Below are 26,081 nucleotides of genomic sequence, written 5' to 3' on the forward strand. Positions count from 1 at the left end.
GAATGCCCGGGCTTATTTTACCAGGCCAGCAGGCAGACCGTTTGGATACTCCTGTTGGATGGCACGTTCAATCTCCGCGATACGGTTGCCTGGATTGGGATGCGTTTGCGCGAATTCAGGACCACTGGCACCGCCGCTGGCCTCCTCGAGTATGCGCATCACCTCAATCATGGCCCGCGGGTCGTAGCCTGCCTCCCCTGTCAGGCGCACCGCCAGCCGGTCCGACTCCAGTTCATCTTCCCGTCCGTAACGCATGTTCATCAGTTTGCCAATCATAGCGGCAGCAACGGCACCTGTTCGTGAAGCTGGGTTTTCCGGATCGTAGGTGGCAATGGCTGCAGCACCGGTCAAACCCTGCGTGAGCTTTGCCTTGGCTAACTGCTGGGCAGAGTGTCGCCCGACTACGTGCCCTATCTCGTGGCCCAGCACGCCTGCCAGTTGCGCCTCCGAACTCAGACGACGAAGCAGCCCTGCTGTGATGAAAATCTGCCCGCCGGGAAGAGCAAAGGCGTTGACAGTCTGCTCATCGGCTAGCAAATGAAAGTCAAATTTATAGGGCGTCTCGGCAACGCGGGTATTCTGGACAAGCCGCTGCCCGATTACGTTAACCTGGGCTCTCGCCTGTTCATCCGGATGAAGTCCACCATATTGAGAAGCCATCTGTGGAGCAGTCTGTAACCCAAGGGCAATCTCCTGCTCTACGGTCATATCCACGTGCTGCATCTGGCCGGTAAATTCATTCTCCTGCCTGTTGCACCAGTACGTCACCAGCGATACCGCCGCAATCAGGATGGCAATAATAAATTTCATGACTGCTCTCATGTTACTCTATAGCTTCACGGTTCTAATTTTATAATTATGTAAGCCCTACTCACCGGTCAGCTTTTGCGTGATGTTTAGTGCTGGCCGGGTATGTTGCAACACCATATACTTTAATTGTACTAGAAAGTATACGCAAGTGCCATGAAAATAATAGAGATTGCAGGATAGATAGAAGGCAAGAATTCATAAATAGCTACCCTATTTTATATGAATTTCGTAATACACTAAAATCGCTGCAAAAACAGCTTCAATTAAAACAGAATATTATGAATATGAAAAGAACATTCGGTGCCATTCTGACCATATTAGGTATAGTTGGCATCATCTGGGGCGCTTATGCCTTTGTTATGGGAGGCGACGGCGCTGCCGTTGGCAAGTACACGGCTGCCGTTCCCTTTATTGTAGGCCTGATCTTTTTCTTTGCGGGCATCAACCTGGTAAAGACGACAAAGGACCAGACGTGACCCTAAGAATCATTAAAACCAAAAAAGCCACTCCGGATCTCGGCGTGGCTTTTTTGTGTAGTTTTTTGTCCTGTCTATGCGTTAGTCGGCAGTATATCCTGAAGCGATGCGAAGCCTTCGACAGCTCTTTCTACATTCAAATAGTCAGAGGTATAGGCCTTGTCTGCACTGTGAATGTAGAGTACCGTATTGTTCTTGATCAGCTCGATCACATCACCGGAAATAGCTCTTGGCACCGCCGGGCAGCCCAGGCTGCGGCCGAGCCGGCCATACTGCTTTACAAAATCTTCACTAACGTAGTCAGCACCATGCAGTACGATGGCACGTTCCATGGCTTTCGAGTTATACTGCTCGTCCATACCGGACAAACGCAACGAAAGCCCATGCTTGCCATGATAGGTTTTATCGGTCAGGTAGAAGCCCATACTACTCATGTTGGAATTAGGTTCGTTTGAGAACTTCTCTGCTTTTACATTGCCCGTGTTACGGCCATGCGCCACCAGGTTGTTGTAGAGTACTTTGTTTGCATCCAGGTCAATAATCCACATGCGCTTCTGATTGCTTGGCTTGGTAAAATCAACCACGGTCAGGATCTGCTTGTCAGCAGCTGTCAGTTCATCCTGCTTGAAATTGTGGTAACCTGTATAGGCACGCTCAAATACACTGTAGGAAAGTCCCGCCTCTTGTAATCCTGCTCTGTTATACACTTCCTGTACATGATCTTCGAAAGCAAGTTTCTTCTCAGCAAAGGAAAGGTTGGCAAGTGAAGTGGAAGTCAAAACAGTTTCAGCTGTGAGTCCCATCGGATCAGATTCGTCGTGTCGGGCTCCGCCAGGAGTGGCTATCAACATGAAACTCAAGGCAAAAGAGGTTACAGTGGCTCTTATCATAGGGCTATTCTTCTTATCGGGTTTTACGCAATTAATGTACTAACAGGAAAAAACACAACAATTGTTCCCTTAAAAGATGTTTAGGTCCAATTTGAAGGGCTTTCCCCCACCTGCTGACCGGATGTATATGCTAAACGTTTGTATACCTGAATCTTAGTATATGAGGACTCTATATTTTTATTGCTCTAAAGTTTTACTGTTTTATAAATTAGGGCATTTACTTGTATGCCAAGGCCGGAAGCTGCAATTTTGAGGTAAGAGAATAGCACATGAAAACGTACTCCTTCTATACCCTGCTACTGATTATGCTAATGGGCTGCGCTGATCCCGCCCGCATGTCAGGCTTTGATAGTGAAAAATGGCAACAAGATAAAAAAGGATGCCAGGGACAACGAAATACTATGGTCAACGACTTTGAGTCAATACGCCGCGACTTGTACGGGCGCCCTGAAGCAGAAATAAAAGACATCCTCGGCAAACCTGATGCGGAGCAACTGATGCGCCGGGGACAGCGTGTCTTTATCTACTACTTCGAACCCGGCTCGCAGTGCAATGAGCGGAACAAACTCTCTGAAGCTAACCGGGCTGAGGTACGCTTTAACGCCCTGAACAAAGTAAGCGAGATCACCTACCTGCGCCCAGTACCTGCTGCAAAATAAAGCAAAAAGCCCGCCTTAAGGCGGGCTTTTTGCTTTATTCTTACCGGTGATTATTCCTCTTCATTCCCAGTCAGCATGTTTATGTGCTGGCGTCCTTCCAACTCAAGGAATTGCTTCAGCTGTTTTTCGCTCAGAATGCCAGCCATTACCTTGTCAAGCTGTATCTGTATTTCTCTGTAAGTACGCTGCCGTTTTATCGGGTCTTCCTGCTTCAACTCGGCTTCCGACATCAGTTGGTAGCGTTCTTCGTGCAGCAGTTCAACCTGCTTTAGTTGCTCTTCACTCAGATTCAGTTCGCGCTTCATTTCCAGAATAGCCATCTGGGGACCGCTCAGGCTTAATGCCAGTACTTTTTTATCCAGCTCGTCGTCTGTCTCTGTCAATCGCTGCGCCTGTGTCGTACTTACTGTTAATCCTAGTATGATTAAAAAAGGTATAATTCTTTTCATGGTATTCGGGTATTATGCCATCATCTGGCTATGCTAAAGTTATATAGTGTTATGAACGGAATTACATTATTTAGGTTCTGTTTGAAAACACACATATTTTATATTTTTCTAATAGTACATCCTGCCATATTTTAGAACATAATTGCAATATTTCAAAATACATTTAAATTATAAAAATAACTTGTATTCAAAATTAGCTATATCGTAACTAAAGCCTCAGAGAACAGTACACAAAACAAACGCTCGAAATAGTATTTTTAATAGTGGCACCCGGTTTCGCAGTAGCGTCTCCCCCATACAAAATGAAATAAACATGAAAACCAAACATTATAATCCCAGTTCGCTTGAGGTCAACTTTGCAAAAGCATTTCAGGACTTAGCACTGGAGCTCGAAGAGAGGCTTGATGCAGGTAAAGTCGTCAATATCACGCCTATACATGACGTAGACAACCCGATGGTAATTTATAAGCTAAAAGATGAGGAAGGTGATTTACATGAAGTAGTTGTACAAATCATACAGCGACCAGACAACCTGGTGAGCTGATCTGACAATATAATCCTAAAAAAGAGAGGCGACCAGGTAAATCCCGGGTCGCCTCTCTTTTTGTATCTCTTCAGTGAATGAAATTCGATCAGGGACTGCCTGGCACTTTGTGGTCGCGTCGCTTAAACCATTGCATAGCAATGAACGACACCATAAAGCCCGATATCACACCTTCCAGCATCAGAACCATAAAAACTACAATTCCAGGAGTAATGGCCATTCGATCGCCGAAAAACTGTTCGCCGGCAAGAACTTTTAGCAGCCCATCATCAAACGCTTTAATATACACGACCATAAACGCGGAAAATACCACAGTTGCCAGAACGGAAGTGATGACGCCTACCCCCAGGCCCTCAAAATACCCTATATTGCCCTGCCGCATAATCTTAAGTGCCCGTATGGAAAGGGTAACACCTACTGCCATAATCAGGCCATTAAGAAAGCGCAACTCAATAATATGCGAGAGGCCAACTACTTTCATAAGTAGAAAGTAGCTGACCAATGCAAGTGCTGTTAACAGGCCGTATTTTAGGCCGATTTTTTCCATAGTAGGTGCTTGAGGTATATCTCAAATTGAGTCTGCTGGAATAATTGCTACGGTCAGATGCGCTCCTGTATGGCATGTTCTTCCCGCTTAAACCACTGCATGGCCACAAAAGCGATCAGGAAGCCGGGGATAGTTCCGTAAATAATGGTGAGCACAAAGAATGACAGTACTGATAAACTCACCGGGAACAGTGAACTGGACTGCAGGCTGGCCAGGTATGCTGTGTCTAAAGTAGTCAGGTAAACAACCATGAAGAGGGCCAGTATTGTAGAGGAAACCACGCCCGTGGTTGCCCCGATCGCCAGGCCCTGGAAATAATTGATGTCCCCTCCTTTCGCTTTTTTGAATTGCGAAATAGCCACCGTTATACCTATGATCAGGAAGATCGCACTCAGGAACGAAAGCTCCACTCTGTTTTGCAGGTTCAGCAGGCGCATGATCAGAAAAAAGATTATGTGCGCTATACCTACGAAAATACCATATTTCAGTGATACCTTTTGATATGTGATTCTTGAAAGTGCCATATGTATACTATTTTGTTAAGAGTCCTTTGTTTTTAAAAGTGAACAGATTAGTCGCACGATTGGTTATAAAAAAGAGCTTGTCGTGCATAAAGCTCCCCAAAGCAGGTGCGATCTGCCGTATATAATTAAATCAATATACTAGAGAACATGGGTTGGTGTTGTGATTTGAGTCATTAATTTTTCAGCTCACTTCCCGAAGGGCTTCATTTAAAAGCAATTAAGCCACCCTCTGTGAGCCCTTAGCCTATTGGTTTACAGCAATTTGAAAAAAAGACGGTTTTTATTTCGTAATTTTGCACCGCAATCGTTTCATATACTCATTTTAAGCTATCTATGATCAGCACCAACAATGTAAGCCTGTCTTATGGCAAGCGTACCCTGTTTGAAGACGTAACCATCAAATTTTTGCCCGGCAACTGCTACGGCCTCATCGGGGCCAACGGCGCGGGCAAATCCACATTTCTAAAGATACTCTCGGGTGAGATTGACCCGAACACCGGCACCGTGGAGATACCGGCCAACGCCCGCCTGGCCGTACTGAAGCAGAACCACTTCGAATACGACGAATCGCCGGTATTGCAGACCGTCATCATGGGTCACAAGCGCCTATTTGACATCATGCAGGAAAAGGATGCCATTTATGCCAAAGAAGATTTCACGGAGGCTGACGGCGTACGTGCTGCTGAACTGGAAGGTGAATTTGCTGACCTGGAGGGCTGGAATGCAGAGTATGAAGCAGCGGAACTCCTGAGCGGCCTTGGCATAACCGAGGACCTGCACTACGCCCTCATGAAAGATCTGAGCGGCAGTGAAAAGGTGCGTGTGCTCCTGGCGCAGGCCCTCTTCGGTAACCCGGACATCCTGCTGCTGGACGAACCTACCAACCACCTGGACGCTGAGTCGATCATGTGGCTGGAGAACTTCCTCGATAATTTCCAGAACACCGTGATCGTGGTATCGCACGACCGTCACTTCCTGGACGCCGTGTGTACGCACGTGGCCGACATCGACTTTGGCAAGATCAAGATGTTTGCCGGTAACTACGGCTTCTGGTACCAGTCAAGCCAACTGGCCTTGAAACAGCGTTCCGATGCCAATAAGAAGACTGAAGACAAGCGTAAGGAACTCGAAGAGTTCATCCGCCGCTTCAGTGCCAACGCTTCCAAGTCTAAGCAGGCGACTTCGCGTGCTAAGTTACTCGAGAAGCTGACCGTAGAAGACATTCAGCCTTCCTCACGCAAGTACCCCTATATTGCCTTCAAGCCAGAGCGTGAAGCGGGGAACCAGATCCTGCATGTGGAGAACCTGACCAAATCGATCGATGGGCAGCCGCTTTTCACGAACATTTCTTTTATGATTGATAAAGGAGATAAGATTGCGGTGATCGGTCGTAACGACATTGCCGCTTCTACTTTCTTTAAGATCCTGTTTAACGAGGAGCAGCCTGATTCAGGAGAGTTTAAGTGGGGCACAACCATCACAGCTTCTTTCTTCCCGAAAGACAACCAGGAGTTCTTCGACACGAATCTGAACCTGGTTGATTGGTTGCGCCAATACTCTGTGGAAAAAGACGAAAGCTTTATCCGCGGATTCCTGGGTCGTATGCTGTTCTCAGGAGAGGAGTCGCTCAAAAAGGCCAACGTGCTGTCAGGTGGCGAGAAAGTGCGCTGTATGTTCTCCCGCATGATGCTGCAATCTGGTAACGTGCTGGTATTCGATGAGCCAACCAATCACCTGGACCTTGAATCGATTACGGCCCTCAACAACTCCCTCCGCGATTTCGATGGCACCATCCTCTTCTCTTCGCATGACTTACAGTTTGTGGACACGATCGCCAACCGCATCATCGAACTGACGCCACGCGGCATCATCGACAAGCGCATGGGCTACGAGGAATACCTGTCGGACGAAAACATCAAGGAGCTGCGCAAAAAAATGTATGCTACTGCCAAGGTATAGCGTATAAACAGCGACAACCTGTAACCCAGCATGATATGCCGCTACGCTTAAGCTACAAAATCCTGGTGCTGACCCTGTGTTGCCTGCTGGGCGGCACAGCGGCCATCGCCCAAACTGAGCCCGATACGGTACGCCGCAAACGGGAACTGCCTACGAGACCTACGGTGGAACCGCAACAGCAACAACCCCGCGTCACGCAGCCACAGCCAGAGGTGATCCGTCCGCAGGTAGTGCGCCCGGGTGAGGAAGCTCCACAGGCTCTGATTGACCGCATGTTCTGGGGCGGGAGTTTCGGTCTGCAGTTCGGTACTTTTACGAATATCTCACTCTTGCCGGTAGTCGGCTATCGTGCTACCGAAACGTTTTGGCTTGGTATAGGCGGGGTGTACCATTATCGGAGATTCAGGGGAGAGAGTATGCACAACTACGGAGGTCGTGTTTTCGCCCAACAGCAGATCTTCGAGAATTTCCTGATTCACGGTGAGTACGAGCAATTGAGTGTGGAGCTGCCCTTAATGAATTATAACACCGGGGTGTATGAGATCAGCAGGCGCTTTATAGGTATACCCATGGCCGGCTTAGGCTACAGGCAGCGTATTGGTGAACGGGGTGCAGCCGACATACTGCTGCTCTACAATTTCAACGATTCTTATGCCTCACCTTACTCTAACCCGGTCATCCGAGCAGGCTTTAGCTTTCCATTCAGGAAGTAGGCCTTGGAGCAAGGAATAAATAAAAAAAGGCTGCAAATTTCTTTGCAGCCTTTACTGTTTTGAGGTATTCGTATTAGCCCCGTATGAGTCGTAGCAGTACCACGATCACGGCGATCACCAATAAGATGTGAATCAATCCACCAACGGCATCAGGGAATCCCAGGAATCCGATCAGCCAAAAGATTACTAGCACAACGGCTATGATATACAATAAATTTCCCATAGTTTTAATATTTTAATTTCGAAAATATAGTCTGTTATCCTATCTAACGTAGTTACGCTATATAGGTTAAGCACTTCGTATTAATCGCAGCACAACTGCGATAACAGCCAGCACTAAAAGTACGTGGATGATTCCACCAACGGCATCAGGAAACCCAAGGAACCCGATCAGCCAAAAGATTACTAGCACAACGGCTATGATATACAGTAAATTTCCCATAGTTTTTTTGTTTTAATTTCTCCTTTTCAATGCGTTGAAAGCAAAACCGACTGTCTGGCTTTCAACGCAGACTAAGTGGCCTGCTTTGCATTTTTTTGTTTTAAGCTTTTTACGAGCCCTATACTTTAAAGGATGTATATAATCGCATTATTTTGTATACTTTGAACTAATATTTTAAAATATAGCTATAATACCGAGTAGCAAATTGACCCTTATCCTTTTGATACACAGCTAAAATGCAACTTCTTTCAAAAACTGAATTGACCGCCATAATTTAGTATAGAATATTAACTATACCCGGTACCTGATAGGTATAGCCCTGACTTTTGCCAGCACACAAAATAGAAGTCTTCCAAGATAAATGTTTTTAAAACCGTTGTTTATCTGAATTCTGTTAGCTTTGTAATGTATTTTTAACTACACGCATATTCATCTATGAAGAAAATAGCAGTCATTGGTTCGGGCACTATGGGCAACGGTATAGCCCACGTATTTGCCCAAAATGGTTTCCCTGTTTCGTTGGTTGACATTTCGGAAGAGGCGCTCAACAAGGCACTCGCTACTATTACCAAAAACCTCGATCGCATCATAGCCAAAGGCAACCTGACGGAGGAGCAGAAAAACCAGACCCTGGACCGCATCACCACTTATACCAACATGAGGCAGGGTGTGCAGGAAGCAGACCTGATCGTGGAGGCGGCCACTGAGAACGTAGACCTGAAGCTGAAGATATTTAAAGATCTGGATGCTTTTGCCAAGCCGGAAGCGATACTGGCCAGCAACACCTCTTCTATCTCCATCACCAAAATCGCTTCGGTAACCAATCGCCCTGACAAAGTGATCGGCATGCACTTTATGAACCCGGTGCCGGTGATGAAACTGGTCGAGATTATCCGCGGCTATTCTACTTCTGACGAAGTGACCAGCCAGGTGATGGACATGTCGCTGCAACTGGGCAAGGTGCCTACTGAGTGCAACGACTACCCGGGCTTCGTAGCCAACCGTATTCTTATGCCGATGATCAACGAGGCGATCTACTCTTTATATGAGGGTGTGGCCGGCGTGGAAGAGATCGACACGATCATGAAGCTGGGTATGGCGCACCCGATGGGACCGCTGCAACTCGCCGACTTCATTGGCCTGGACGTGTGCCTTTCTATCCTGAACGTGCTGCACGATGGCTTTGGCAATCCCAAATACGCCCCATGCCCACTGCTGGTAAACATGGTGCAAGCAGGTCATAAAGGCGTGAAATCAGGACAAGGCTTTTACTCCTGGTCGCATGGTTCGAAAGAACTTGTCGTGGCTGACCGATTCAAGAAAAAACACTTTGCACAATAAGCATGGCACAGACCTTTAATGTAGTAGACTGGTTTGAGGTACCAGTAACCGATATGCCGCGGGCTATCCGTTTTTATGAAACGGTGTTTGACTATACCCTACACTACCAGACCATTGGCGACGAGGAAATGGCCTGGTTCCCATGGTCCGAGGAGGCTTCAGGTGCCTCAGGCTCGCTTGTGAAGCATGAAGAGAAGTACAAACCTTCTGCCGACGGAACGGTGGTCTACTTCTCCTCCCCGTCTGGAGACTTAGCAAACGAACTGGCTAGGGTAGAGAAGGCGGGCGGTAAACTGCTACAGGACAAGACGCTGATAGCAGAGGACATCGGCTTTATGGCTTTAATCCTGGACACAGAAGGTAACCGCATCGCCCTGCATTCCAGAGGCTAGTCTATACTTTCAGCTATACCTTATAAACAGAAATCCCCCTGCCATATCAGCAGGGGGATTTTCAGTTAAATAAAGGGAAGTATAAAAGATTTTAAACTGCTACAGCATTTTCACGCAATGCATCGTTGAGCGAAGTTTTAAGATCGGTACTTTCTTTGCGCTGACCGATGATAAGGGCACATGGTACCTGGAACTCGCCTGCCGGGAATTTCTTGGTATAGGAACCAGGTATAACCACGGCACGCGGCGGCACATATCCTCTGTACTCTTTCGGCTCACTGCCTGTCACGTCGATGATTTTGGAGCTGCCCGTGATGGTTACACCTGCACCGATCACTGCTTCTTTGCCGATGCGGCAGCCTTCTACCAGAATGCTGCGCGATCCGATAAAGGCGCCGTCCTCAATAATCGTAGGGGCTGCCTGTACCGGCTCCAACACGCCGCCCAGTCCAACACCGCCACTCAGGTGCACGTGCTTGCCCACCTGAGCACAGCTACCTACGGTAGCCCAGGTATCCACCATCGTACCTTCGTCCACATAAGCGCCAATATTTACATAAGAAGGCATCATGATTACACCTTTGGCAAGATAAGCGCCGTAACGGGCCACGGCATGAGGCACGACACGCACACCCAGTTGTGCGTAGTTCGATTTAAGGGCAATCTTGTCATGAAACTCAAACGGTCCCACCTCGATCGTCTTCATCGCCTGAATCGGGAAGTACATCAGCACCGCCTTCTTCACCCACTCGTTTACCTTCCAGTCATCACCAACAGGCTCTGCCACACGCAGACGACCTTTGTCAAGCTCTTCTATCACGGCGCGAACCGCTTCAATCGTATTATGTTCTTTCAGCAAGTCACGGTTTTCCCAGGCCTGCTCTATTATCTGCTGTAATGCCATGCTATTTTTCGTTTATAGAGAATCAATGCGTAAAAGTATTAAATTTAGGCGATGTCTGAAAAGAGAATCCTGCTGGCCTCGCTGCTCAAGCCCATAAACGACACCCGTCTCTATGAAAAGCTGGGCATGTCGCTGAGCAAGATTTCTGGTACAAGCATCCACCTGGCCGGATACAAAGCGCCTATACCTGCCGGAGCACCGGACAACCTGCACTTCCACCCTATTTTCCAGTTCAGGAGACTCAGCACCGGCCGCCTAACTGCCCAGCGCGATTACTACCGCCTGCTCCAGCACATCCGGCCACAGTTGGTGATCGTGAGCACACACGAATTGCTACTAGCTACGCTCCTATATAAAGCCAGGTATGGTGACGTCCGTATTGTATACGACATACAGGAAAACTATAGCCTTAACTTGCGGGCACAGCACAACTATAGCTGGCCGCTTAAACATCTGCTGGCGCTGAGCATTCGCACCATCGAAAAGATGACAGCCTCCAGCATCGATCACTATCTGCTGGCCGAGCGCAGTTATGCCGATGAGCTTCCCTTTTTGGGCGATCGCTATACCTTTATAGAGAACAAGTACAAAGGCAGTCAAAAACTGCCAATCACTGCTATACCTGCCAGCCTGCCTCCTACCGGGCCGCTTTGTTTGCTTTACAGCGGCACTATTGCCGAGGAGTACGGCGTGTGGGAAGCGATTAAGCTGGCAAAGAAACTACAGGCTATCCGGCCTGAAGTGAAACTAACCATCATCGGGTATTGCGCCAACAGCCATACCTTAGCGAAACTTCAACAGGCTTGCCATGCACTCCCTTTCGTGGAATTAGTGGGTGGCAACAAGCTGATGCCGCATCAGGAAATACTGCAACAAATACAGGAGAGCCATATCGGCTTACTGCCTTACCGACCCAATGCAAGTACTTTTCGCTGCATCCCTACGAAACTCTACGAATACATGGCACATGGACTGCCTATCCTGATCCAGGAAAACCCTTTGTGGCAAGGTATAGTAGAGCGAAACAATGCCGGCCTGGCCATTGATTTTAGTCGACTAAACGTACAGGAACTATACCCCAAACTGAGCACTCTCAATTTCTACAAACAAGGTATACCTGACACCATCTACTGGGAAAGTGAAGAGAAAAAATTGCTACAGTTAATAAAGCCTCTTCTGACCAAGGTATAAGCAAGTTGAAAATCAATTTTTAGACGAATCTAAATTTGAATAGAATCAGTATATTTGTAAAGCTAAACCTTATATTATGCGAAACTCAAAGATAGCCGGCGTAGGCCACTACGTGCCTGAAAAGGTAGTCACCAATTTTGACCTGGAGAAAATCATGGAAACTTCAGATGAATGGATCCGTGAGCGAACAGGTATACAGGAGCGTCGCTACTTCCAGGAGGGCGTAGACACGACATCCAACATGGGCGCCAAAGCCTCTATGAAAGCCCTTGAAATGGCCGGTTTGAAGCCAGAGGAGGTGGACATGATCGTGTTTGCCACCCTTAGCCCGGATTATGTGTTTCCTGGCTCCGGTGTGTTAATGCAGCGCGAAATGGGCCTGAAAGAGATACCCGCCCTAGATGTGCGTAACCAGTGCTCCGGCTTTGTATATGCCCTCTCGGTGGCCGACCAGTTCATCAAAACCGGCATGTACAACAACATCCTGGTAGTAGGCTCTGAAATCCACTCAAACGGCCTTGACTTCACCACACGTGGCCGCAACGTGTCCGTGATCTTTGGCGACGGCGCGGGCGCTGTGGTACTCACCCCTTCTGAAAGCGCGGAACGCGGTATTCTGTCCACGCACCTGCACGCCGATGGCGAGTTTGCCGAAGAACTGGCCGTGATCGACCCGGGCAGCACCAAGAAGGACCGCCTTACACATGAAATGATCGACGAGGGCACCATCTATCCTTACATGAACGGCAACCAAGTGTTCAAACATGCCGTCACGCGCTTCCCGGAAGTGATTGAAGAAGCACTGAACAAGAATGGGTATAAAGCATCTGATGTTGATATGCTTATACCACACCAGGCCAACCTGCGAATTACGTCTTATATTCAACAGAAGATGGGACTTCCAGCCGAAAAAGTGATGAGTAATATCCAGAAATACGGTAACACAACAGCTGCCTCTGTACCGATCGCACTGAGCGAAGCCGTACAGGAAGGGCGCGTTAAGGAAGGGGACCTGGTATGTATGGCAGCCTTCGGCTCCGGCTTCACCTGGGCCTCTGCCCTTATCAGATGGTAATTTCTAAGTTGAGTGAGTTAGTGAATGAGAGATTTTTTGGTTGAGTGATGTTTCAAGGACGAATTATTAATCTCAACAATTTAATAATTAACTCATTTACCAACTCACTCAATCACTAACACACTCATTCACTCAATCAACAATAAGTGCACAGCTTTACTGAAGAAAATTACATCAAGGCCATCTACAAACTTTCTGACGGCGGTACCCGTGAGGTAAACACCAATGCGATAGCAGACGCCCTGGACACCAAGGCGGCGTCTGTGACGGACATGCTGCGCAAACTGAGCGCTAAAGGTATAGCCGACTATGTGAAGTACCGGGGTGTCACCCTAACGAAAAATGGTGAGCGGGTAGCTTTGCAGATCATCCGCAAACACAGGTTATGGGAGGTTTTCCTGGTGGAGAAGCTAAAATTCAACTGGGACGAGGTGCATGACATGGCCGAGGAACTGGAGCACATCAACTCTGATCTGCTTATCCGGCGGCTCGATGAGTTTCTGGGCTATCCAAAGTTTGACCCACATGGCGACCCGATTCCCACGGAAGACGGCGAGATGAATACCAAACAGCAGCGTCTGTTGGCAGAACTTGAAGTGAACAGTTCCGGCACAGTAGTAGGCGTCAACGACTCTCAACCGCTCTTTCTGCAGTACCTCGATAAAATGGGGATATTCCTGGGAGCAAAGATTAAAGTAATAGATAAGATCCTATACGATAACTCATTGGAAATAAACATTGAGAACAAAAAGAATCTGGTAGTATCCAGTGAAGTGGCACGTAATATTTTCCTGTCTGCCTAGTATGAAAGCTCCTGCCCTTTTCCTGTATCTGCTGCTGGTCATGCTTTCTGGAACAGCCTGCACCCAGGTTGACACCCGGGGCGAGGTGCCAGCCGGAAAGCGCATGCGCATTGTAACCACGACAGGTATACTGAAAGATGCCGTTGTGAACATTGTAGGCGATGCAGCAGACGTAGAAGCGATTATGGGAAGCGGTGTAGACCCGCACTTGTACAAAGCTACGCAGGGCGACCTGAATATGCTGACCGATGCGGACGTGATCATTTACAACGGCCTGCACCTGGAGGGCAAAATGGGTGAAGTGCTGGAAAAGCTGAGCCGCTACAAAACCGTGCTCGCCGCTACAGCAGGTATACCAGAGTCCGATCTGTTGAATTCTACTGCTTTTGCTGACAGTCACGACCCGCACGTTTGGTTTGATGTCTCACTCTGGATGAAGGTAGTCGTGCAGCTGAGCAGCGAGCTTCAGAAAAAGGATCCGCAACATGCCATGGTGTACCAGGAGCAGACGGCAGTATACCTGCGCGAACTCTCAGCACTGCACAACGAAACCAAAGCCGCCATTGCTTCCATACCTGAACAGCAGCGCATCCTGATCACAGCACACGATGCTTTTGGCTACTACGGCAACGCCTACGGTATAGAGGTCCGCGGTTTGCAGGGCATCTCTACTCTATCCGAGTTTGGTTTGCAGGACGTGTCTTCGCTGGTCAAGTACATTGTGGCTAATAAGATAAAAGCGGTGTTTGTCGAGTCTTCTGTATCGCCTAAGGCCATTGAGGCAGTGGTGCAGGGCTGCAGCAAACGAGGCCACAAGGTGCTGATTGGAGGTACCCTTTTCTCTGATGCTATGGGCGAAGAAGGTACACCTGAGGGGACTTATACCGGCATGGTAAGACACAACACGAACACGATTGTAACTTCTTTAAAATAAGAAGGCTATCCTATGATACTTCAAGTAGAAAATCCAGTAGTAGAAGTACACGACCTGACGGTAAGTTATGATCGAAAACCGGTGCTGTGGGGCATTGACCTCACCCTGCCGGCCGGTGCGCTCGTGGGCGTGATTGGTCCGAACGGTGCAGGCAAGTCCACCCTGATCAAGGCGATGATGAACCTGTTACCTGTCAGCAGTGGCTATGTACGCATCTTCGACCAACCCCTCAAACAGGTATACAGCCGGATCAGTTACGTGCCCCAACGGGAGTCGGTAGACTGGGATTTTCCAGCCTCTGTATTTGATGTGGTGCTGATGGGCAGGTATGGCCAGTTGGGTTTGTTCAAGCGTCCCCGCAAAGCCGATAGGGATGCTGCCATGGAAGCGCTCGAACAAGTAGGTATGCAAAGCTTTGCTGAGCGTCAGATCTCGCAGCTTTCCGGAGGACAGCAGCAGCGCGTGTTTCTGGCAAGGGCACTGGCTCAAAATGCCGACGTTTATTTCATGGATGAGCCCTTTGCCGGCGTCGACATTGCCACCGAAACCGCTATCATCCAGTTGCTGCGCCTGATGCGTGACCAAGGTAAGACAGTAATTGTAGTGCACCATGACCTGCAGTCAGCCTCCGAATACTTTGACTGGGTGGTGCTCCTCAACATGCGCTTGGTAGCCTCCGGTCCTACAGAACAGGTACTGAACCAGGAACTGCTGGAGCAAACCTACGGCGGAAAACTCACTCTGCTCAGCAAAGTTGGCGATCTCCTCCGCAAACAGGAATTCCCGGCAAGGGAGAAGAGTTGAATTCTTTAATTATTGATGGTTAAATGGTTATTCGCTAATAGCTGGGTGCACGGTTAACCCACCCCTGTCATTCCAAGGAAAGGAATTGCCGCGGCTACCAATTGGTAGGTATAAGTTTCGTAGTTGCAGGCTATATTACCTAAAACAGCATCACTAGATAAAACAATTAACAATTTAACAACCATCAACAATTTAACCTTTTATAAAATGCAGGACTTTCTAGAGTTTTTCTCGTTTACGGATGCCAACATACGGTACGTGACGCTGGGCTCGGTGCTGCTGGCTGCCAGTTCGGCGGTGGTGGGCTGCTTTACGCTGCTGCGCAAGCGGGCGCTGGTGGGTGATGCAGTGGCCCATGCCGTGCTGCCGGGTGTTTGTCTGGCTTTCATTGTATCAGGCACCAAAAATCCTTTCATTCTGCTGATCGGTGCTTTTGTAACAGGCTGGCTTTCGTTGGTGGTGATCGATTACATTACTTCCCGATCCCGGATTAAAGAGGACACGGCTATTGGGCTGGTGTTATCTGTCTTTTTTGGTATTGGCATTTTACTGCTCACCGCTATCCAACAAACCGGCAACGCCGCTCAGAGCGGACTTGACAAATTCTTGTTTGGTAGTGCTGCTTCGCTGATCGGAGAAGATCTGATCGCTTTTGGGGTGGTAGCCGTTTTGCTTTTGGTAGCTGTGGTGCTGTTTTTTAAAGAACTTACCCTCCTTTGTTTTGATCAGGCTTATGCCCGCACCATCGGTTTTCCGGTGCGCGGACTTGAGTTGCTGCTTACCACCCTCACCGTATTTGCTGTGGTGGTAGGTATACAGGCTGTGGGCGTCGTGCTGATGGCTGCCATGCTGATTACGCCGGCGGCGGCAGCTCGTTTCTGGACCGAAAACCTGAAGGTGATGCTCGTACTCGCCGCGCTCATCGGTGCTTTCTCAGGTATAGCGGGCGCCTTCGTTTCATACACTGCCCCTTCCATGCCAACTGGCCCCTGGATCGTGCTGATCGTTTCGATGATCGCCATCTTGTCCTTTGCTCTGGCGCCCGGTCGTGGCTGGGTTGCCCGCATCTTGCGGCAGCGGCGCAACAAGACCCGTATTCTGGAGGAAAACCTGCTCAAGCTGCTTTACCAATTAGGTGAACTCCGGCAGGACTATGGTAATGCCCGCAGCCTGGAAGAATTGCTGGAGCGGCGCAACATACCTAAAAATGAAGCCCTTAGCGGATTGCAAAAGTTAAAACGACAGGGTTATCTGCAGAAAGATGACGGTCGCTGGTTGCTGACCCCGGAAGGCGAGAAACGCGGTCGCCGGGTGGTACGCCTCCACCGCTTGTGGGAGCTATACCTGACACAGTACCTCAACCTGGCCTCAGACCACGTGCACGAAGACGCCGAAACCATCGAGCACATCATTACCCCGGAACTGGAGCAGCGCCTAATTGAAGAACTCAACTACCCTGATCTGGATCCGCATAGCGCGAGAATTCCATGACGGAAATGAGTGAATGAGTGATTGAGCGGATGAGTGAATAGAAGTCGAAAATTATAGATTTAGGAATTAACTTGACTGAAGGTATGAAAGGTATATCATCAGAAATGAGATTTTGAAGTGACAGGTCATGGACCGATGCTATCAATTTAAGTGCTTAATATGTCATTTCGACCTAGGGGAGAATTCTGAAATATTGCAGAAGACTGAAATAACCCAGATCTCTCATTGCATTCGAGATGACATAAGAGAACTAATTCTTTAAGTTGACGGACTTGAATCACAGCCCGACCAATCGAGCGCAGAACTATTAACAATTCAACCATCAACAATTTAACCATACAAGAACAAACGTGAACGCATTCTGGATCATATTGACGGGGAGTTTAGTAGCGACGTGCTGCAGTCTGTTGGGTTGTTTCCTGATACTGCGCCGTATGGCCATGGTGGGCGATGCTATTTCGCATGCTGTGCTGCCAGGCATCGTGATCGCGTTTATGTTCACCGGCTCGCGTGACACGATTCCGATGCTCATCGGAGCCGGACTGCTGGGTGTGCTTACCACCTTCCTGATCGAATTCTTCCATCGTTATGCACGGGTACAGGCTGATGCGGCCATTGGCGTTACCTTCACCTGGCTCTTTGCCATCGGTATCATTCTCATCTCCGTATTTGCTGGGCAGGTGGACCTGGACCAGGACTGTGTGCTGTATGGCGAAATTGCATACGTGCCGCTCGACCTTATTATTACCGAAGGAGGCCTGAGCATGGGTCCGCGCACAGTCTGGATGCTGGCGGTAGTCACGCTGCTGATCGGTGCTTTCATTGTGCTAGGGTATAAAGAGCTTTTCCTGACCACTTTTGATCCTGCCTTTGCAGTAGCCATTGGCATCTCTACTACCCTTTGGTATTACCTGCTGATGGGCGCGGTGTCGCTCACAACGGTCGCTTCCTTTGAGTCTGTTGGGGCGATTCTTGTGGTAGCTTTTCTCGTCGCTCCGCCTGCCACTGCCTACCTGCTAACCGACGATTTCAAGACCATGCTGGGAATTTCTGTTTTGTTGGGGATCATTGCCTCTTTCGCGGGTTACTACCTGGCCGTGTGGCTCGATGGATCAATTGCCGGTGCTATCGCCACCGTAACAGGTATAGAGTTCCTGCTGGCATTCCTTTTCTCGCCTACACATGGCAAATTGCGCAGACAGAAACGTGTGCAGATGGTCGGGCATTAACCTGAAAGACAAGGTATAAAGCAACATATACAGGAAGCATCCCTTTAACCGTTCTGATTCAAATAAAACTCACCGTGCCAAAAAAAACATACCTCCTTTCCCTGCTTGCGCTGATGCTTTTACTGTCAGGCTATACCTGGCATGGAACGAAAACTGCAGCATCTACCAACCAAAAAGGAGCTAAAATCAATTGGATCAGCATGGAGGAAGCTGCCGAAAAGATTAAGATCCATCCTCGCAAAGTTGTCATCGACGTGTATACGGACTGGTGCGGCTGGTGCAAGAAAATGGATAAGTCTACTTTCACCGATCCTGCAGTGGTGGCCTATATCAACAAAAACTACTATGCCGTGAAGCTGGATGCCGAGGGTAAAAAACCGATCACGCTCAACGGCCATACTTATACCTATCAGGAGCAGTATCGGGCGCACGAGCTGGCAGTTGCCCTCCTGCAAGGGCAGATGAGCTACCCGACTACCGTATACCTGGACGAGAAATTTAACATGCTCACGCCCGTTCCCGGCTACCTCGATGCGACCACTTTCCATCAGGTTCTGACCTATTTCGGAGACAATCATCACAAGTCAAAAACCTGGGAAGAGTATACCAAAAAGTAGGAATGACGAACGTTTGGTGAAGAATGCCTGATTAATCCGTAATTTTGTGTTTTAAAACACTTGCTATACCTTGATTCATCAGTTTTTACATACCGATACCATTGCAGCGGTTGCCACGGCACCCGGTACAGGCGCCATTGCAGTTATTCGCCTCTCAGGCCCTGAGGCCATCACCATTACCAATTCTGTATTTAAGGGCAAAGACCTGACAAAACAGGACAGCCATACCATCCATTTCGGGACCCTCCGCGATGGCGATAAGATAATAGATGAAGTGCTGGTTTCGCTATTTGTGGCGCCTCACTCCTATACCAAAGAAAACGTGGTGGAAATCTCCTGCCACGGTTCCGATTTTATCGTGCAGCAGATCATGCAGTTGCTTTTAAAAAAAGGTTCCCGTCTGGCCAATGCCGGAGAGTTTACAAAGCGCGCCTTCCTGAACGGCCAGTTTGACCTGGCGCAGGCCGAAGCCGTGGCCGACCTGATCGCCTCAGACTCTGCCCTCTCGCATGAAGTAGCCATGAAGCAGATGCGCGGTGGTTTTTCGCAGGAAATTAAACGGCTGAGGTCCGAGTTGGTACACTTTGCGTCCATGATAGAGTTGGAGCTAGACTTCGGCGAAGAGGATGTGGAGTTCGCCGACCGCGACCAATTGCGCACCCTGATCCTGAACATACAGCAGATCATTCGCGAGCTGCTCAAGTCATTTGAGCTGGGCAATGTGATCAAAAATGGTGTGCCGACTGTGATCGTGGGCAAACCTAATGCGGGCAAGTCCACCCTGCTCAATAAGCTCCTAAACGAAGAAAAAGCCATCGTGTCGGATGTGCCGGGCACGACCCGCGACTTCATTGAAGATGAGATCAACATCGGGGGTGTCACGTTCCGCTTTATCGATACAGCCGGTCTGCGCGAAACTACCGACAAGGTAGAAGCTATCGGGGTGGAGCGCACCATGCAAAAGCTGAGCCAGTCCTCGCTCATCATCTACCTGTTCGACATCACTAGCACGACCCCGGAAGAGTTGCAAACTGAGATGGAGGAACTCAATCCGAAGAAACTGCCGCTGCTTCCTGTCGCCAATAAAATAGACCAGGCTACACCTGATAAACTGGCTGAATTTGCAGGTATAGAAGGATTAGTGGAGATATCCGCTGCGGAGGGAGCTCACTTAGAAGAACTGAAGCAGGCGTTGGTAGACAAAGTGAACCTGGGCAAACTCAACACCCAGCAGCAGACCATCGTGACCAACCTGCGCCACGTCGACAGCCTGAACAAAACCTACGAAGCGCTGGACGACGTGCTCAATGGAATAGGTTTAGGTATAAGCGGCGACCTAGTAGCAGCCGATATTCGCCGGGCTCTTTATAGTCTTGGTATGATCACGGGTGAGATTACGAACGATGATTTGCTCGACAACATCTTCACAAAGTTTTGCATCGGAAAGTAACCATTAGCAATAGCCTAATACTTACCTGTTTATAATAAAATCCTGCTAATGAGTTATTTGCAGGGTTTTATTTTGCCGCTATACCTGATGAATAAAGCCTAAGAAATGCTCATCCTTTAGCAACAGCGTTTTCTAAATTAATAGAAATCGAAGCTAACCGTAAATCTTAGTCTCCACTCCCGCCCTTTCTGTCAATCTCATCATTATCCCTAGCTGTATCGCGTTTGCCTTTTTTGGCCTCCGCTTTTAGGCGCTCCTGGTATTCCTTCCTTTCCTGAAATTCTTTTTGACGCTGCTTCTTTTGTTGGTTTTCTGATCTGGTACTCATAAGCGAATGCATTATTTGTAATAACTAGAATTACTGGCTCATCGGTGGAAAGTTAACCAACAGTTCACATTCTACATGTGAAAGAAAGAAGATAGACAACCAGTAGCTTGTGTTCACAGACAATGCACATCATCTATTGAATACCTCTATTACTATGCTGGTGCTTTTCAGATTGGTCATCGGTCTCTACCAAATCCTTATTGGTTACGTTTGCTTAATCGCTTCTGCTTACCAACATTTTGCTGCTATGGATAAATTAGTATGAAATATTATTTTTCCATCCTACATTGGGGTTAGAATTGCCTAATTGTCAAGAGACCAGCACAAGACATAACACATGGGGAAACAAAGAGAACTGGACCGCTCATTGGGCCTGCGCCTGGTCATCGTCGTCGTGATAGGAAATATCATCGGGTCCGGCGTGTACAAGAAAGTGGCCCCGATGGCCGCCGAGTTGCACTCGGCTGAATGGGTGCTGATCTGCTGGTTGCTGGCTGGTATTATTTCTCTGTTCGGCGCGCTCTGTAACGCGGAGGTGGCCGGGCTGCTGGCCGATACAGGCGGCGAGTACGCCTATTACAAGAAGATTTACAACCGTTTCTTCGCCTTCATTTACGGGTGGTCGCTTTTCACAGTCATCCAGACGGCGGCGATCTCTTCCTTGTCTTATGTCTTCGCGCAGTCCCTCCATAGCATCGTGCCCCTGCCTCCTGTACTCGAAGGGCTATCCGACTTCACAATTGTAGGTATTTTCTACCCCTTTGCTGACTTCAACATAAAGCTTGTAGCCATCGTGCTGATCGTTCTCCTCACCTGGGTGAACATGAAGGGCGTACGGATGGGGGCATGGCTAAGCACTGCCATCCTGTTGCTCGTCTTCACCGGAATCGGTATCATCGTGCTTTTCGGTCTTTCCAGTGATCAGTCATCTATCGGGGAAAGCTTCTCAGTTTCGTCTGTTTCCAGTTCTCCCGTCACGTTCAGCGCTGTCTTCACGGCCATGCTCTCCGCGTTCTGGGCCTACCAGGGCTGGGCAGCCATCGGATTCTTAGGCGGGGAGGTCAAAAACGCTAAGCAGAATATTCCAAGGGGCATTACGATCGGGGTACTGACTGTAATAGGCATTTACCTGATCGTGAACATGACCTATCTGTCCATTTTGCCTATACCGGTGCTGGAGCAGATACATGCGGCCGGAAACAAGATTGCAGCAGTGGAGGTTGTGAAGAGTTTCTGGGGATATGGGGGTACCATATTCATCTCCATCCTGATTCTGGTTACGACCTTTGGCTGCACCAATGCCACTGTGCTGGCAAGCAGCCGCACATACTTTGCTATGGCGCGTGAAGGACTTTTCTTCCGGAAAGCGGCCGAGCTCAACCAGGCGCAGGCACCAGCCAACTCGCTACGTTTCCAGAGTATCTGGGCCTGCCTGCTGGTACTCTCCGGCACGTTCGACCAGCTGACAGACATGATCATTTTCGCTGTCTTCATTTTCTATGGATGCACTACAATGGGTGTCTTCATCCTCCGAAAAAAGATGCCCAACGCCCTCAGGCCCTATAAGGTATGGGGGTACCCGGTAGTGCCCGCCATCATGGTCCTTTTCTGTGCCGCCCTTTTTGTGAACACGATCGTTGTCCGTCCACGGGAGGCAGCCATCGGTATGGCCCTGATATTGACCGGCATTCCCATGTACTGGTGGTTCCGCAGAAACCAGCAGAAAGAGGCCCAGATGTCATCGGAGAAAAAAGTGATGCATTGAGACTCTCCCAAGACCAGGATAAATCATGCGCTCATAACAGAAGCTGGAACGCGCTGCTACTAGTATTTAGCAAACTTGGTCTGGCTTCTCCTTTCATGATTACAGGAGGAATAGCAAACAGCGTACAGGCGAAGGTGGGCCGCCAAAATACCGTTTGAAGCTTAACTTTCAGGTAAAATATATGTGCCTTTGCTGTTGCATTAATCGGCACAACACGATTCCTTTGTTGCGATGAAAACTACGGGTGCACAGTTGCTTCGAAAGCTGAACGTCCTGCTGGCGGTTTTGCTATGCAGTGTGTTGGCATTTGTCCATCCTGTCACCGCGCAAGCGGCATCTTATCCTGATGCGGTGCTTCAACAGAGTGTGGATGATGCGGAAGAGGTCCCGCTCGTTCTCCTTGGTGGCCAGTTCATTTCTGGAGAAGCTTTGGGTGTGCCTCAGCTCGAAAGAGCGCTGTTGGCTCCTTTGGTAAGCTCGCTGCTCCACAGACTTTATCCTGTTGATAAGGGCGCCGCACCTTCACCGTACGCCTCCCCTGTTTCCAAAGACGATTGCGGCCTCCATACCATCCTCACCAAGGGCCCCTAGTTCCCAACCTCTTCCCCAGCATTATAGGCTCTAGTGAAACCATCAGATAACTGCTTTTAAAGTTGTTTTCCCTATAAACCCACTCCTGTTTCAAGCTACCATGGCTCCAGAAAAGCGAATCGGTATCACTGGCTTTTCTTCAATCCTTAGCCTGTGCCTGACATTGCAACAAGAAAAGAGAACGGGTTTTACCTAGACTACGAAGCACCCATTTCGCCATTAGCACAAAATACGACGAGTGGAGTTCTGAGTAGATACCATCATAATCATGACACTGACAAAAGAAAAACTACAGGCGAAGTTCTCTGCCCGCAGGCTTATCCTACCTATGTTGCTGGGCCTGGGTGTGGTGGGCTACATGCTGTACAAGAACTATGAGCCTGGGCAACTTCAAACCCTCCTGCAGGCCAGCCCGCTCTGGCTTGGGGTCACCCTGCTGGTGCTGCTCATCAGGGACCTGGGCTACATGTACCGCATCCGCTACATAACAGACAAAGCACTGAGCTGGAAGCAGAGTTTCCGGGTGATCATGCTTTGGGAGTTTGCCTCCTGTGCCCTACCCTCGGTAGTGGGTGGCTCTACTGTGGCCGCCTACATCCTGTTCAAGGAGAAGATTCCGTTGGGGAAGTCCATCGCACAGGTGATGGTGACCGCCATGCTCGACAACCTGTACTTCGTGCTGGCTGTGCCACTGGTGTTGCTGTTTGCAGATGGGCAGTTGATTCCCTCCTTCGACAACATGAACGAGACGCTCCGGCAAAGCCTGGGTATTGCCTTTGGTATCTCCTACCTGCTGATCGCCCTGTATGCCTTCACCATGTTCTACGCCCTGTTCATGAACCCGAAAGCCGTCAAGCGCCTTTTGCTCCGGATTGGAAGTTTCCGGCTATTGCTTAAGTGGCGTCCAACGCTGCTGCGCCATGCCAACGAATTGTTGATTGCCTCCAGGCACTTACGCACCAAAGACACGGCCTACTGGCTGCACGGGAGCATCTCGACCATCTTCGTCTGGACGGCCCGGTATGCCATTATCGGCTGCCTGATAGCGGCGTTCACGCACCTGGATGCAGCGGACCATTTTCTGGTGTTCGCCCGCAACCTCATCTACAAAGTGGTATTGCTGGTGTCCGTTACGCCGGGTGGGGCTGGCTTTGCTGAAATTGCCTTCCCGGCCTTCTTCGGTGCCTTCCTGGGCGGATTTACCACCATCATTGTTCTCCTGTATCGCCTGTTGACTTATTACTTATACCTGGTAGTAGGTGTGATCGTATTCCCCCGCTGGGTTGCTGTTGTGTACGGCAACGAGAAAAGCACCACTATACCTGAATCCAAACCACAGACTTCCACTGCCTCTACCAACACCGACACTATACCTGTCAATTGAGAAATTTCTTGAAGAACCTTACCCGCCGCAAAAATGCCACAGCCCTTTTAGAGGACTATAGGAAGGATGGCAACATCCAGGGCACCAACCTGATTCGCAACCTCCAATTCAGGGATCTGGTTGCCTTTGGCATTGCTGCCATCATTGGGGCGGGCATCTTCAGCACCATCGGCAATGCCAGCGCGGCTGGCGGACCCGGGGTTTCGCTGCTCTTTATCTTCACGGCCATCGCCTGCGGTTTTTCGGCCCTGTGCTACGCCCAGTTCGCCTCAACTATACCTGTGTCTGGTAGCGCTTATACCTACGCCTATGCTTCTTTCGGTGAGTTTGTGGCCTGGATCATCGGCTGGGATCTGCTCATGGAGTATGCCATTGGCAACATTGCTGTGGCTATCTCATGGTCTGATTATTTTACGGCCGTGCTCCGGGGAGTCGGCATTGGTATGCCGGAGTATCTGACCATGGATTTCCTGAGCGCGTCGCGTGGCTTCCAAGAGGTGCAGACGCTGCTTGCACAGGGTCAGACATTATCATCCTTTCCAACCCATTTGCAGGAAGCTTTTCTAGCCTAGCAAAACGCACCCTCCCTGGGGGGCTTTAAGCTGGTGGCGGATATACCTGCGTAGGGTATCACGGCACTGATTACGTATCTGGTCTACATCGGCATCAAAGAATCCAAGCGCACGGCCAATTTGCTGGTGCTGCTCAAGCTCATCGTTATTTTGCTCGTCATCACGGTGGGTGCTTTCTATGTGAACACCGACAACTGGACTCCCTTTGCCCCGAACGGACTAGCGGGCATCATGAAAGGAGTGTCGGCCGTTTTCTTTGCTTACATCGGCTTCGATGCTATTTCCACCACCGCCGAGGAGTGTGAGAACCCGCAGCGCGACCTGCCCCGCGCTATGATCTTCACGTTAGTGATCTGCACGGTATTGTATGTGGTGCTGGCACTGGTGCTGACAGGTATGGTGCCGTTCAGCGAACTGGCCGTGGGCGACCCGCTCGCTTATGTGTTTTCAAGGGTGAACCTGGATGCCATGGCCGGTATTGTGGCTGTGAGTGCCGTTATAGCCATGGCCAAAGTGCTCCTGGTTTTCCAGTACGGGCAGCCGCGTATCTGGATGGCCATGAGCCGCGACGGTCTTTTGCCCAGAGCCTTCTCCCGTATCCACCCGAAACACAAAACGCCCGGCTTCTCCACGATCGTCACCGGTTTTGTGGTGGCCGTACCGGCCATTTTCATGAACCTGACCGAGGTCACAGACCTGACCAGCATCGGTACGCTGTTCGCGTTTGTGCTGGTGTGCGGCGGCATCCTCTTGCTGGAGGAAAAACAGAAAGCCGCTACGGCAGCACACAAGGGATTCCGTGTACCCTACATCAATGGCCGCTATGTGTTTCCGCTCATGGTACTAGTGGCTATGGTACTTTTATACCGCTTTCGTGCCGCTGAAGTGAGCGGCTTCTTCAGCCTGGATGGTGGTTGGGAAAACTTCCAGCACAAACTGCCGTTGCTGGGCTTTATCGGTATTGCCGCTATCCTCACTGTCCTCACCTGGATCCGAAATCTTTCGCTTATACCGGTGCTGGGTCTGCTCACTAACCTATACCTGATGACGGAACTTGGCCTGACAAACTGGACCCGCTTTCTGGCCTGGCTGGCGCTAGGCCTGGTGGTATACTTTGCGTACGGTTACCACAATAGCAAGCTCCATCAACCACAGGGAATTTAAACGGCTTAAATGAGTAATACCTTGAGAAAACGG

The 26,081-nt window shown here is 49.4% G+C and carries 30 protein-coding genes; 21 read left to right on the plus strand and 9 right to left on the minus strand.

Annotation, left to right across the window (positions count from 1 at the left end; translation table 11 throughout):
• Nucleotides 1–12 precede the first annotated feature (12 nt).
• Nucleotides 13–810 carry a M48 family metalloprotease gene (locus AC4QZR_RS08825; RefSeq protein WP_494480578.1) on the minus strand — a complete coding sequence of 266 codons (798 nt, stop codon included), beginning with the start codon at nucleotides 808–810 and terminating at the stop codon, nucleotides 13–15.
• A 278-nt stretch (nucleotides 811–1,088) separates the two neighbouring features.
• On the opposite strand from AC4QZR_RS08825, the gene AC4QZR_RS08830 reads away from it, so the two are divergent.
• Entirely contained in the window at nucleotides 1,089–1,286 is a 198-nt protein-coding gene (locus AC4QZR_RS08830) for a hypothetical protein (RefSeq protein ID WP_116543560.1), read from the plus strand.
• A gap of 74 nt (nucleotides 1,287–1,360) precedes the next feature.
• Here AC4QZR_RS08830 and AC4QZR_RS08835 read toward each other — a convergent pair whose 3' ends face one another.
• Complete coding sequence (locus AC4QZR_RS08835) at nucleotides 1,361–2,176, minus strand: murein L,D-transpeptidase catalytic domain family protein (protein WP_494480579.1); 816 nt, start codon at nucleotides 2,174–2,176, stop codon at nucleotides 1,361–1,363.
• 269 nt (nucleotides 2,177–2,445) lie between these two features.
• On the opposite strand from AC4QZR_RS08835, the gene AC4QZR_RS08840 reads away from it, so the two are divergent.
• Complete coding sequence (locus tag AC4QZR_RS08840) at nucleotides 2,446–2,835, plus strand: hypothetical protein (protein ID WP_494480580.1); 390 nt, start codon at nucleotides 2,446–2,448, stop codon at nucleotides 2,833–2,835.
• Between the two features lie 50 nt (nucleotides 2,836–2,885).
• On the opposite strand, the gene AC4QZR_RS08845 is transcribed toward AC4QZR_RS08840, so the two are convergent.
• Complete coding sequence (locus AC4QZR_RS08845; RefSeq protein ID WP_494480581.1) at nucleotides 2,886–3,284, minus strand: hypothetical protein; 399 nt, start codon at nucleotides 3,282–3,284, stop codon at nucleotides 2,886–2,888.
• A gap of 313 nt (nucleotides 3,285–3,597) precedes the next feature.
• Between AC4QZR_RS08845 and AC4QZR_RS08850 the strand changes: the two genes are divergently transcribed.
• Nucleotides 3,598–3,828, plus strand: a complete 231-nt coding sequence (locus AC4QZR_RS08850) for a hypothetical protein (protein ID WP_253405910.1) — start codon at nucleotides 3,598–3,600, stop codon at nucleotides 3,826–3,828.
• An 88-nt stretch (nucleotides 3,829–3,916) separates the two neighbouring features.
• On the opposite strand, the gene AC4QZR_RS08855 is transcribed toward AC4QZR_RS08850, so the two are convergent.
• Together AC4QZR_RS08855 and AC4QZR_RS08860 are read right to left on the minus strand one after the other, a co-directional pair.
• The gene (locus AC4QZR_RS08855; RefSeq protein WP_253405911.1) at nucleotides 3,917–4,375 is read right to left on the minus strand and encodes a DUF4199 domain-containing protein; all 459 of its coding nucleotides are present in this window, start codon (nucleotides 4,373–4,375) and stop codon (nucleotides 3,917–3,919) included.
• Between the two features lie 53 nt (nucleotides 4,376–4,428).
• Nucleotides 4,429–4,899 carry a DUF4199 domain-containing protein gene (locus tag AC4QZR_RS08860; protein WP_494480582.1) on the minus strand — a complete coding sequence of 157 codons (471 nt, stop codon included), beginning with the start codon at nucleotides 4,897–4,899 and terminating at the stop codon, nucleotides 4,429–4,431.
• Nucleotides 4,900–5,232: 333 nt separating this feature from the next.
• On the opposite strand from AC4QZR_RS08860, the gene AC4QZR_RS08865 reads away from it, so the two are divergent.
• Nucleotides 5,233–6,858: an ABC-F family ATP-binding cassette domain-containing protein gene (locus tag AC4QZR_RS08865; RefSeq protein WP_253405913.1), complete on the plus strand. Its 1,626-nt coding sequence runs from the start codon at nucleotides 5,233–5,235 to the stop codon at nucleotides 6,856–6,858.
• 35 nt (nucleotides 6,859–6,893) lie between these two features.
• A complete protein-coding gene (locus AC4QZR_RS08870; RefSeq protein ID WP_494480583.1) occupies nucleotides 6,894–7,571 on the plus strand; it encodes a hypothetical protein in 678 nt (225 codons plus the stop codon).
• Nucleotides 7,572–7,644: 73 nt separating this feature from the next.
• On the opposite strand, the gene AC4QZR_RS08875 is transcribed toward AC4QZR_RS08870, so the two are convergent.
• Nucleotides 7,645–7,794, minus strand: a complete 150-nt coding sequence (locus AC4QZR_RS08875; RefSeq protein WP_007660460.1) for a lmo0937 family membrane protein — start codon at nucleotides 7,792–7,794, stop codon at nucleotides 7,645–7,647.
• 66 nt (nucleotides 7,795–7,860) lie between these two features.
• Nucleotides 7,861–8,013, minus strand: coding sequence for a lmo0937 family membrane protein (locus AC4QZR_RS08880; protein ID WP_140623340.1), 153 nt, complete (start codon nucleotides 8,011–8,013; stop codon nucleotides 7,861–7,863).
• A 435-nt stretch (nucleotides 8,014–8,448) separates the two neighbouring features.
• Here AC4QZR_RS08880 and AC4QZR_RS08885 point away from each other — a divergent pair, with 435 nt between their 5' ends.
• On the plus strand, nucleotides 8,449–9,354 hold the full coding sequence (locus AC4QZR_RS08885; RefSeq protein ID WP_494480584.1) for a 3-hydroxybutyryl-CoA dehydrogenase: 906 nt from the start codon (nucleotides 8,449–8,451) through the stop codon (nucleotides 9,352–9,354).
• 2 nt (nucleotides 9,355–9,356) lie between these two features.
• On the plus strand, nucleotides 9,357–9,746 hold the full coding sequence (locus tag AC4QZR_RS08890; RefSeq protein ID WP_494480585.1) for a VOC family protein: 390 nt from the start codon (nucleotides 9,357–9,359) through the stop codon (nucleotides 9,744–9,746).
• A gap of 91 nt (nucleotides 9,747–9,837) precedes the next feature.
• Here the strand turns inward: AC4QZR_RS08890 and AC4QZR_RS08895 are convergent, their stop codons facing one another.
• Nucleotides 9,838–10,650, minus strand: coding sequence for a 2,3,4,5-tetrahydropyridine-2,6-dicarboxylate N-succinyltransferase (locus AC4QZR_RS08895; RefSeq protein ID WP_494480586.1), 813 nt, complete (start codon nucleotides 10,648–10,650; stop codon nucleotides 9,838–9,840).
• A gap of 51 nt (nucleotides 10,651–10,701) precedes the next feature.
• Here AC4QZR_RS08895 and AC4QZR_RS08900 point away from each other — a divergent pair, with 51 nt between their 5' ends.
• The 9 genes from AC4QZR_RS08900 (at nucleotide 10,702) to mnmE (ending at nucleotide 20,244) form a co-directional block, all read left to right on the plus strand.
• Nucleotides 10,702–11,841, plus strand: coding sequence for a glycosyltransferase (locus AC4QZR_RS08900; protein WP_494480587.1), 1,140 nt, complete (start codon nucleotides 10,702–10,704; stop codon nucleotides 11,839–11,841).
• A gap of 76 nt (nucleotides 11,842–11,917) precedes the next feature.
• Nucleotides 11,918–12,916, plus strand: a complete 999-nt coding sequence (locus AC4QZR_RS08905; protein ID WP_494480588.1) for a 3-oxoacyl-ACP synthase III family protein — start codon at nucleotides 11,918–11,920, stop codon at nucleotides 12,914–12,916.
• A 146-nt stretch (nucleotides 12,917–13,062) separates the two neighbouring features.
• Nucleotides 13,063–13,719: a metal-dependent transcriptional regulator gene (locus tag AC4QZR_RS08910; protein ID WP_494480589.1), complete on the plus strand. Its 657-nt coding sequence runs from the start codon at nucleotides 13,063–13,065 to the stop codon at nucleotides 13,717–13,719.
• A 1-nt stretch (nucleotide 13,720) separates the two neighbouring features.
• Nucleotides 13,721–14,653, plus strand: a complete 933-nt coding sequence (locus AC4QZR_RS08915; protein ID WP_494480590.1) for a metal ABC transporter solute-binding protein, Zn/Mn family — start codon at nucleotides 13,721–13,723, stop codon at nucleotides 14,651–14,653.
• 12 nt (nucleotides 14,654–14,665) lie between these two features.
• A complete protein-coding gene (locus tag AC4QZR_RS08920) occupies nucleotides 14,666–15,457 on the plus strand; it encodes a metal ABC transporter ATP-binding protein (protein WP_494480591.1) in 792 nt (263 codons plus the stop codon).
• A 207-nt stretch (nucleotides 15,458–15,664) separates the two neighbouring features.
• Nucleotides 15,665–16,948, plus strand: coding sequence for a metal ABC transporter permease (locus AC4QZR_RS08925; protein WP_494480592.1), 1,284 nt, complete (start codon nucleotides 15,665–15,667; stop codon nucleotides 16,946–16,948).
• Between the two features lie 350 nt (nucleotides 16,949–17,298).
• Nucleotides 17,299–18,177 carry a metal ABC transporter permease gene (locus AC4QZR_RS08930; protein ID WP_494480593.1) on the plus strand — a complete coding sequence of 293 codons (879 nt, stop codon included), beginning with the start codon at nucleotides 17,299–17,301 and terminating at the stop codon, nucleotides 18,175–18,177.
• A gap of 74 nt (nucleotides 18,178–18,251) precedes the next feature.
• A complete protein-coding gene (locus tag AC4QZR_RS08935; RefSeq protein ID WP_494480594.1) occupies nucleotides 18,252–18,794 on the plus strand; it encodes a thioredoxin family protein in 543 nt (180 codons plus the stop codon).
• Nucleotides 18,795–18,864: 70 nt separating this feature from the next.
• Nucleotides 18,865–20,244, plus strand: coding sequence for a tRNA uridine-5-carboxymethylaminomethyl(34) synthesis GTPase MnmE (mnmE, locus tag AC4QZR_RS08940; protein ID WP_494480595.1), 1,380 nt, complete (start codon nucleotides 18,865–18,867; stop codon nucleotides 20,242–20,244).
• Between the two features lie 166 nt (nucleotides 20,245–20,410).
• Here the strand turns inward: mnmE and AC4QZR_RS08945 are convergent, their stop codons facing one another.
• Nucleotides 20,411–20,572 carry a hypothetical protein gene (locus AC4QZR_RS08945; protein WP_494480596.1) on the minus strand — a complete coding sequence of 54 codons (162 nt, stop codon included), beginning with the start codon at nucleotides 20,570–20,572 and terminating at the stop codon, nucleotides 20,411–20,413.
• A gap of 337 nt (nucleotides 20,573–20,909) precedes the next feature.
• Here AC4QZR_RS08945 and AC4QZR_RS08950 point away from each other — a divergent pair, with 337 nt between their 5' ends.
• The 5 genes from AC4QZR_RS08950 (at nucleotide 20,910) to AC4QZR_RS08970 (ending at nucleotide 26,048) form a co-directional block, all read left to right on the plus strand.
• Nucleotides 20,910–22,337 (plus strand): APC family permease, encoded by a 1,428-nt coding sequence (locus tag AC4QZR_RS08950; RefSeq protein WP_494480597.1) that lies wholly within the window; start codon nucleotides 20,910–20,912, stop codon nucleotides 22,335–22,337.
• 231 nt (nucleotides 22,338–22,568) lie between these two features.
• On the plus strand, nucleotides 22,569–22,928 hold the full coding sequence (locus AC4QZR_RS08955) for a hypothetical protein (protein WP_494480598.1): 360 nt from the start codon (nucleotides 22,569–22,571) through the stop codon (nucleotides 22,926–22,928).
• Nucleotides 22,929–23,196: 268 nt separating this feature from the next.
• Nucleotides 23,197–24,312 carry a lysylphosphatidylglycerol synthase transmembrane domain-containing protein gene (locus AC4QZR_RS08960; protein ID WP_494480599.1) on the plus strand — a complete coding sequence of 372 codons (1,116 nt, stop codon included), beginning with the start codon at nucleotides 23,197–23,199 and terminating at the stop codon, nucleotides 24,310–24,312.
• Nucleotides 24,313–24,320: 8 nt separating this feature from the next.
• Nucleotides 24,321–24,884, plus strand: a complete 564-nt coding sequence (locus tag AC4QZR_RS08965) for an amino acid permease (RefSeq protein ID WP_494480600.1) — start codon at nucleotides 24,321–24,323, stop codon at nucleotides 24,882–24,884.
• Nucleotides 24,885–24,953: 69 nt separating this feature from the next.
• The gene (locus AC4QZR_RS08970; protein WP_494480888.1) at nucleotides 24,954–26,048 is read left to right on the plus strand and encodes an amino acid permease; all 1,095 of its coding nucleotides are present in this window, start codon (nucleotides 24,954–24,956) and stop codon (nucleotides 26,046–26,048) included.
• Nucleotides 26,049–26,081 lie beyond the last annotated feature (33 nt).

Source organism: Pontibacter sp. YIM B11418 (assembly GCF_059278805.1).

Bases quoted from the DNA above. Each gene is read 5' to 3' on its own strand.
- AC4QZR_RS08825 (WP_494480578.1), bottom strand. From the start codon at position 810: ATGAAATTTATTATTGCCATCCTGATTGCGGCGGTATCGCTGGTGACG.
- AC4QZR_RS08830 (WP_116543560.1), top strand. From the start codon at position 1,089: ATGAATATGAAAAGAACATTCGGTGCCATTCTGACCATATTAGGTATA.
- AC4QZR_RS08835 (WP_494480579.1), bottom strand. From the start codon at position 2,176: ATGATAAGAGCCACTGTAACCTCTTTTGCCTTGAGTTTCATGTTGATA.
- AC4QZR_RS08840 (WP_494480580.1), top strand. From the start codon at position 2,446: ATGAAAACGTACTCCTTCTATACCCTGCTACTGATTATGCTAATGGGC.
- AC4QZR_RS08845 (WP_494480581.1), bottom strand. From the start codon at position 3,284: ATGAAAAGAATTATACCTTTTTTAATCATACTAGGATTAACAGTAAGT.
- AC4QZR_RS08850 (WP_253405910.1), top strand. From the start codon at position 3,598: ATGAAAACCAAACATTATAATCCCAGTTCGCTTGAGGTCAACTTTGCA.
- AC4QZR_RS08855 (WP_253405911.1), bottom strand. From the start codon at position 4,375: ATGGAAAAAATCGGCCTAAAATACGGCCTGTTAACAGCACTTGCATTG.
- AC4QZR_RS08860 (WP_494480582.1), bottom strand. From the start codon at position 4,899: ATGGCACTTTCAAGAATCACATATCAAAAGGTATCACTGAAATATGGT.
- AC4QZR_RS08865 (WP_253405913.1), top strand. From the start codon at position 5,233: ATGATCAGCACCAACAATGTAAGCCTGTCTTATGGCAAGCGTACCCTG.
- AC4QZR_RS08870 (WP_494480583.1), top strand. From the start codon at position 6,894: ATGCCGCTACGCTTAAGCTACAAAATCCTGGTGCTGACCCTGTGTTGC.
- AC4QZR_RS08875 (WP_007660460.1), bottom strand. From the start codon at position 7,794: ATGGGAAATTTATTGTATATCATAGCCGTTGTGCTAGTAATCTTTTGG.
- AC4QZR_RS08880 (WP_140623340.1), bottom strand. From the start codon at position 8,013: ATGGGAAATTTACTGTATATCATAGCCGTTGTGCTAGTAATCTTTTGG.
- AC4QZR_RS08885 (WP_494480584.1), top strand. From the start codon at position 8,449: ATGAAGAAAATAGCAGTCATTGGTTCGGGCACTATGGGCAACGGTATA.
- AC4QZR_RS08890 (WP_494480585.1), top strand. From the start codon at position 9,357: ATGGCACAGACCTTTAATGTAGTAGACTGGTTTGAGGTACCAGTAACC.
- AC4QZR_RS08895 (WP_494480586.1), bottom strand. From the start codon at position 10,650: ATGGCATTACAGCAGATAATAGAGCAGGCCTGGGAAAACCGTGACTTG.
- AC4QZR_RS08900 (WP_494480587.1), top strand. From the start codon at position 10,702: ATGTCTGAAAAGAGAATCCTGCTGGCCTCGCTGCTCAAGCCCATAAAC.
- AC4QZR_RS08905 (WP_494480588.1), top strand. From the start codon at position 11,918: ATGCGAAACTCAAAGATAGCCGGCGTAGGCCACTACGTGCCTGAAAAG.
- AC4QZR_RS08915 (WP_494480590.1), top strand. From the start codon at position 13,721: ATGAAAGCTCCTGCCCTTTTCCTGTATCTGCTGCTGGTCATGCTTTCT.
- AC4QZR_RS08920 (WP_494480591.1), top strand. From the start codon at position 14,666: ATGATACTTCAAGTAGAAAATCCAGTAGTAGAAGTACACGACCTGACG.
- AC4QZR_RS08925 (WP_494480592.1), top strand. From the start codon at position 15,665: ATGCAGGACTTTCTAGAGTTTTTCTCGTTTACGGATGCCAACATACGG.
- AC4QZR_RS08945 (WP_494480596.1), bottom strand. From the start codon at position 20,572: ATGAGTACCAGATCAGAAAACCAACAAAAGAAGCAGCGTCAAAAAGAA.
- AC4QZR_RS08950 (WP_494480597.1), top strand. From the start codon at position 20,910: ATGGGGAAACAAAGAGAACTGGACCGCTCATTGGGCCTGCGCCTGGTC.
- AC4QZR_RS08955 (WP_494480598.1), top strand. From the start codon at position 22,569: ATGAAAACTACGGGTGCACAGTTGCTTCGAAAGCTGAACGTCCTGCTG.
- AC4QZR_RS08960 (WP_494480599.1), top strand. From the start codon at position 23,197: ATGACACTGACAAAAGAAAAACTACAGGCGAAGTTCTCTGCCCGCAGG.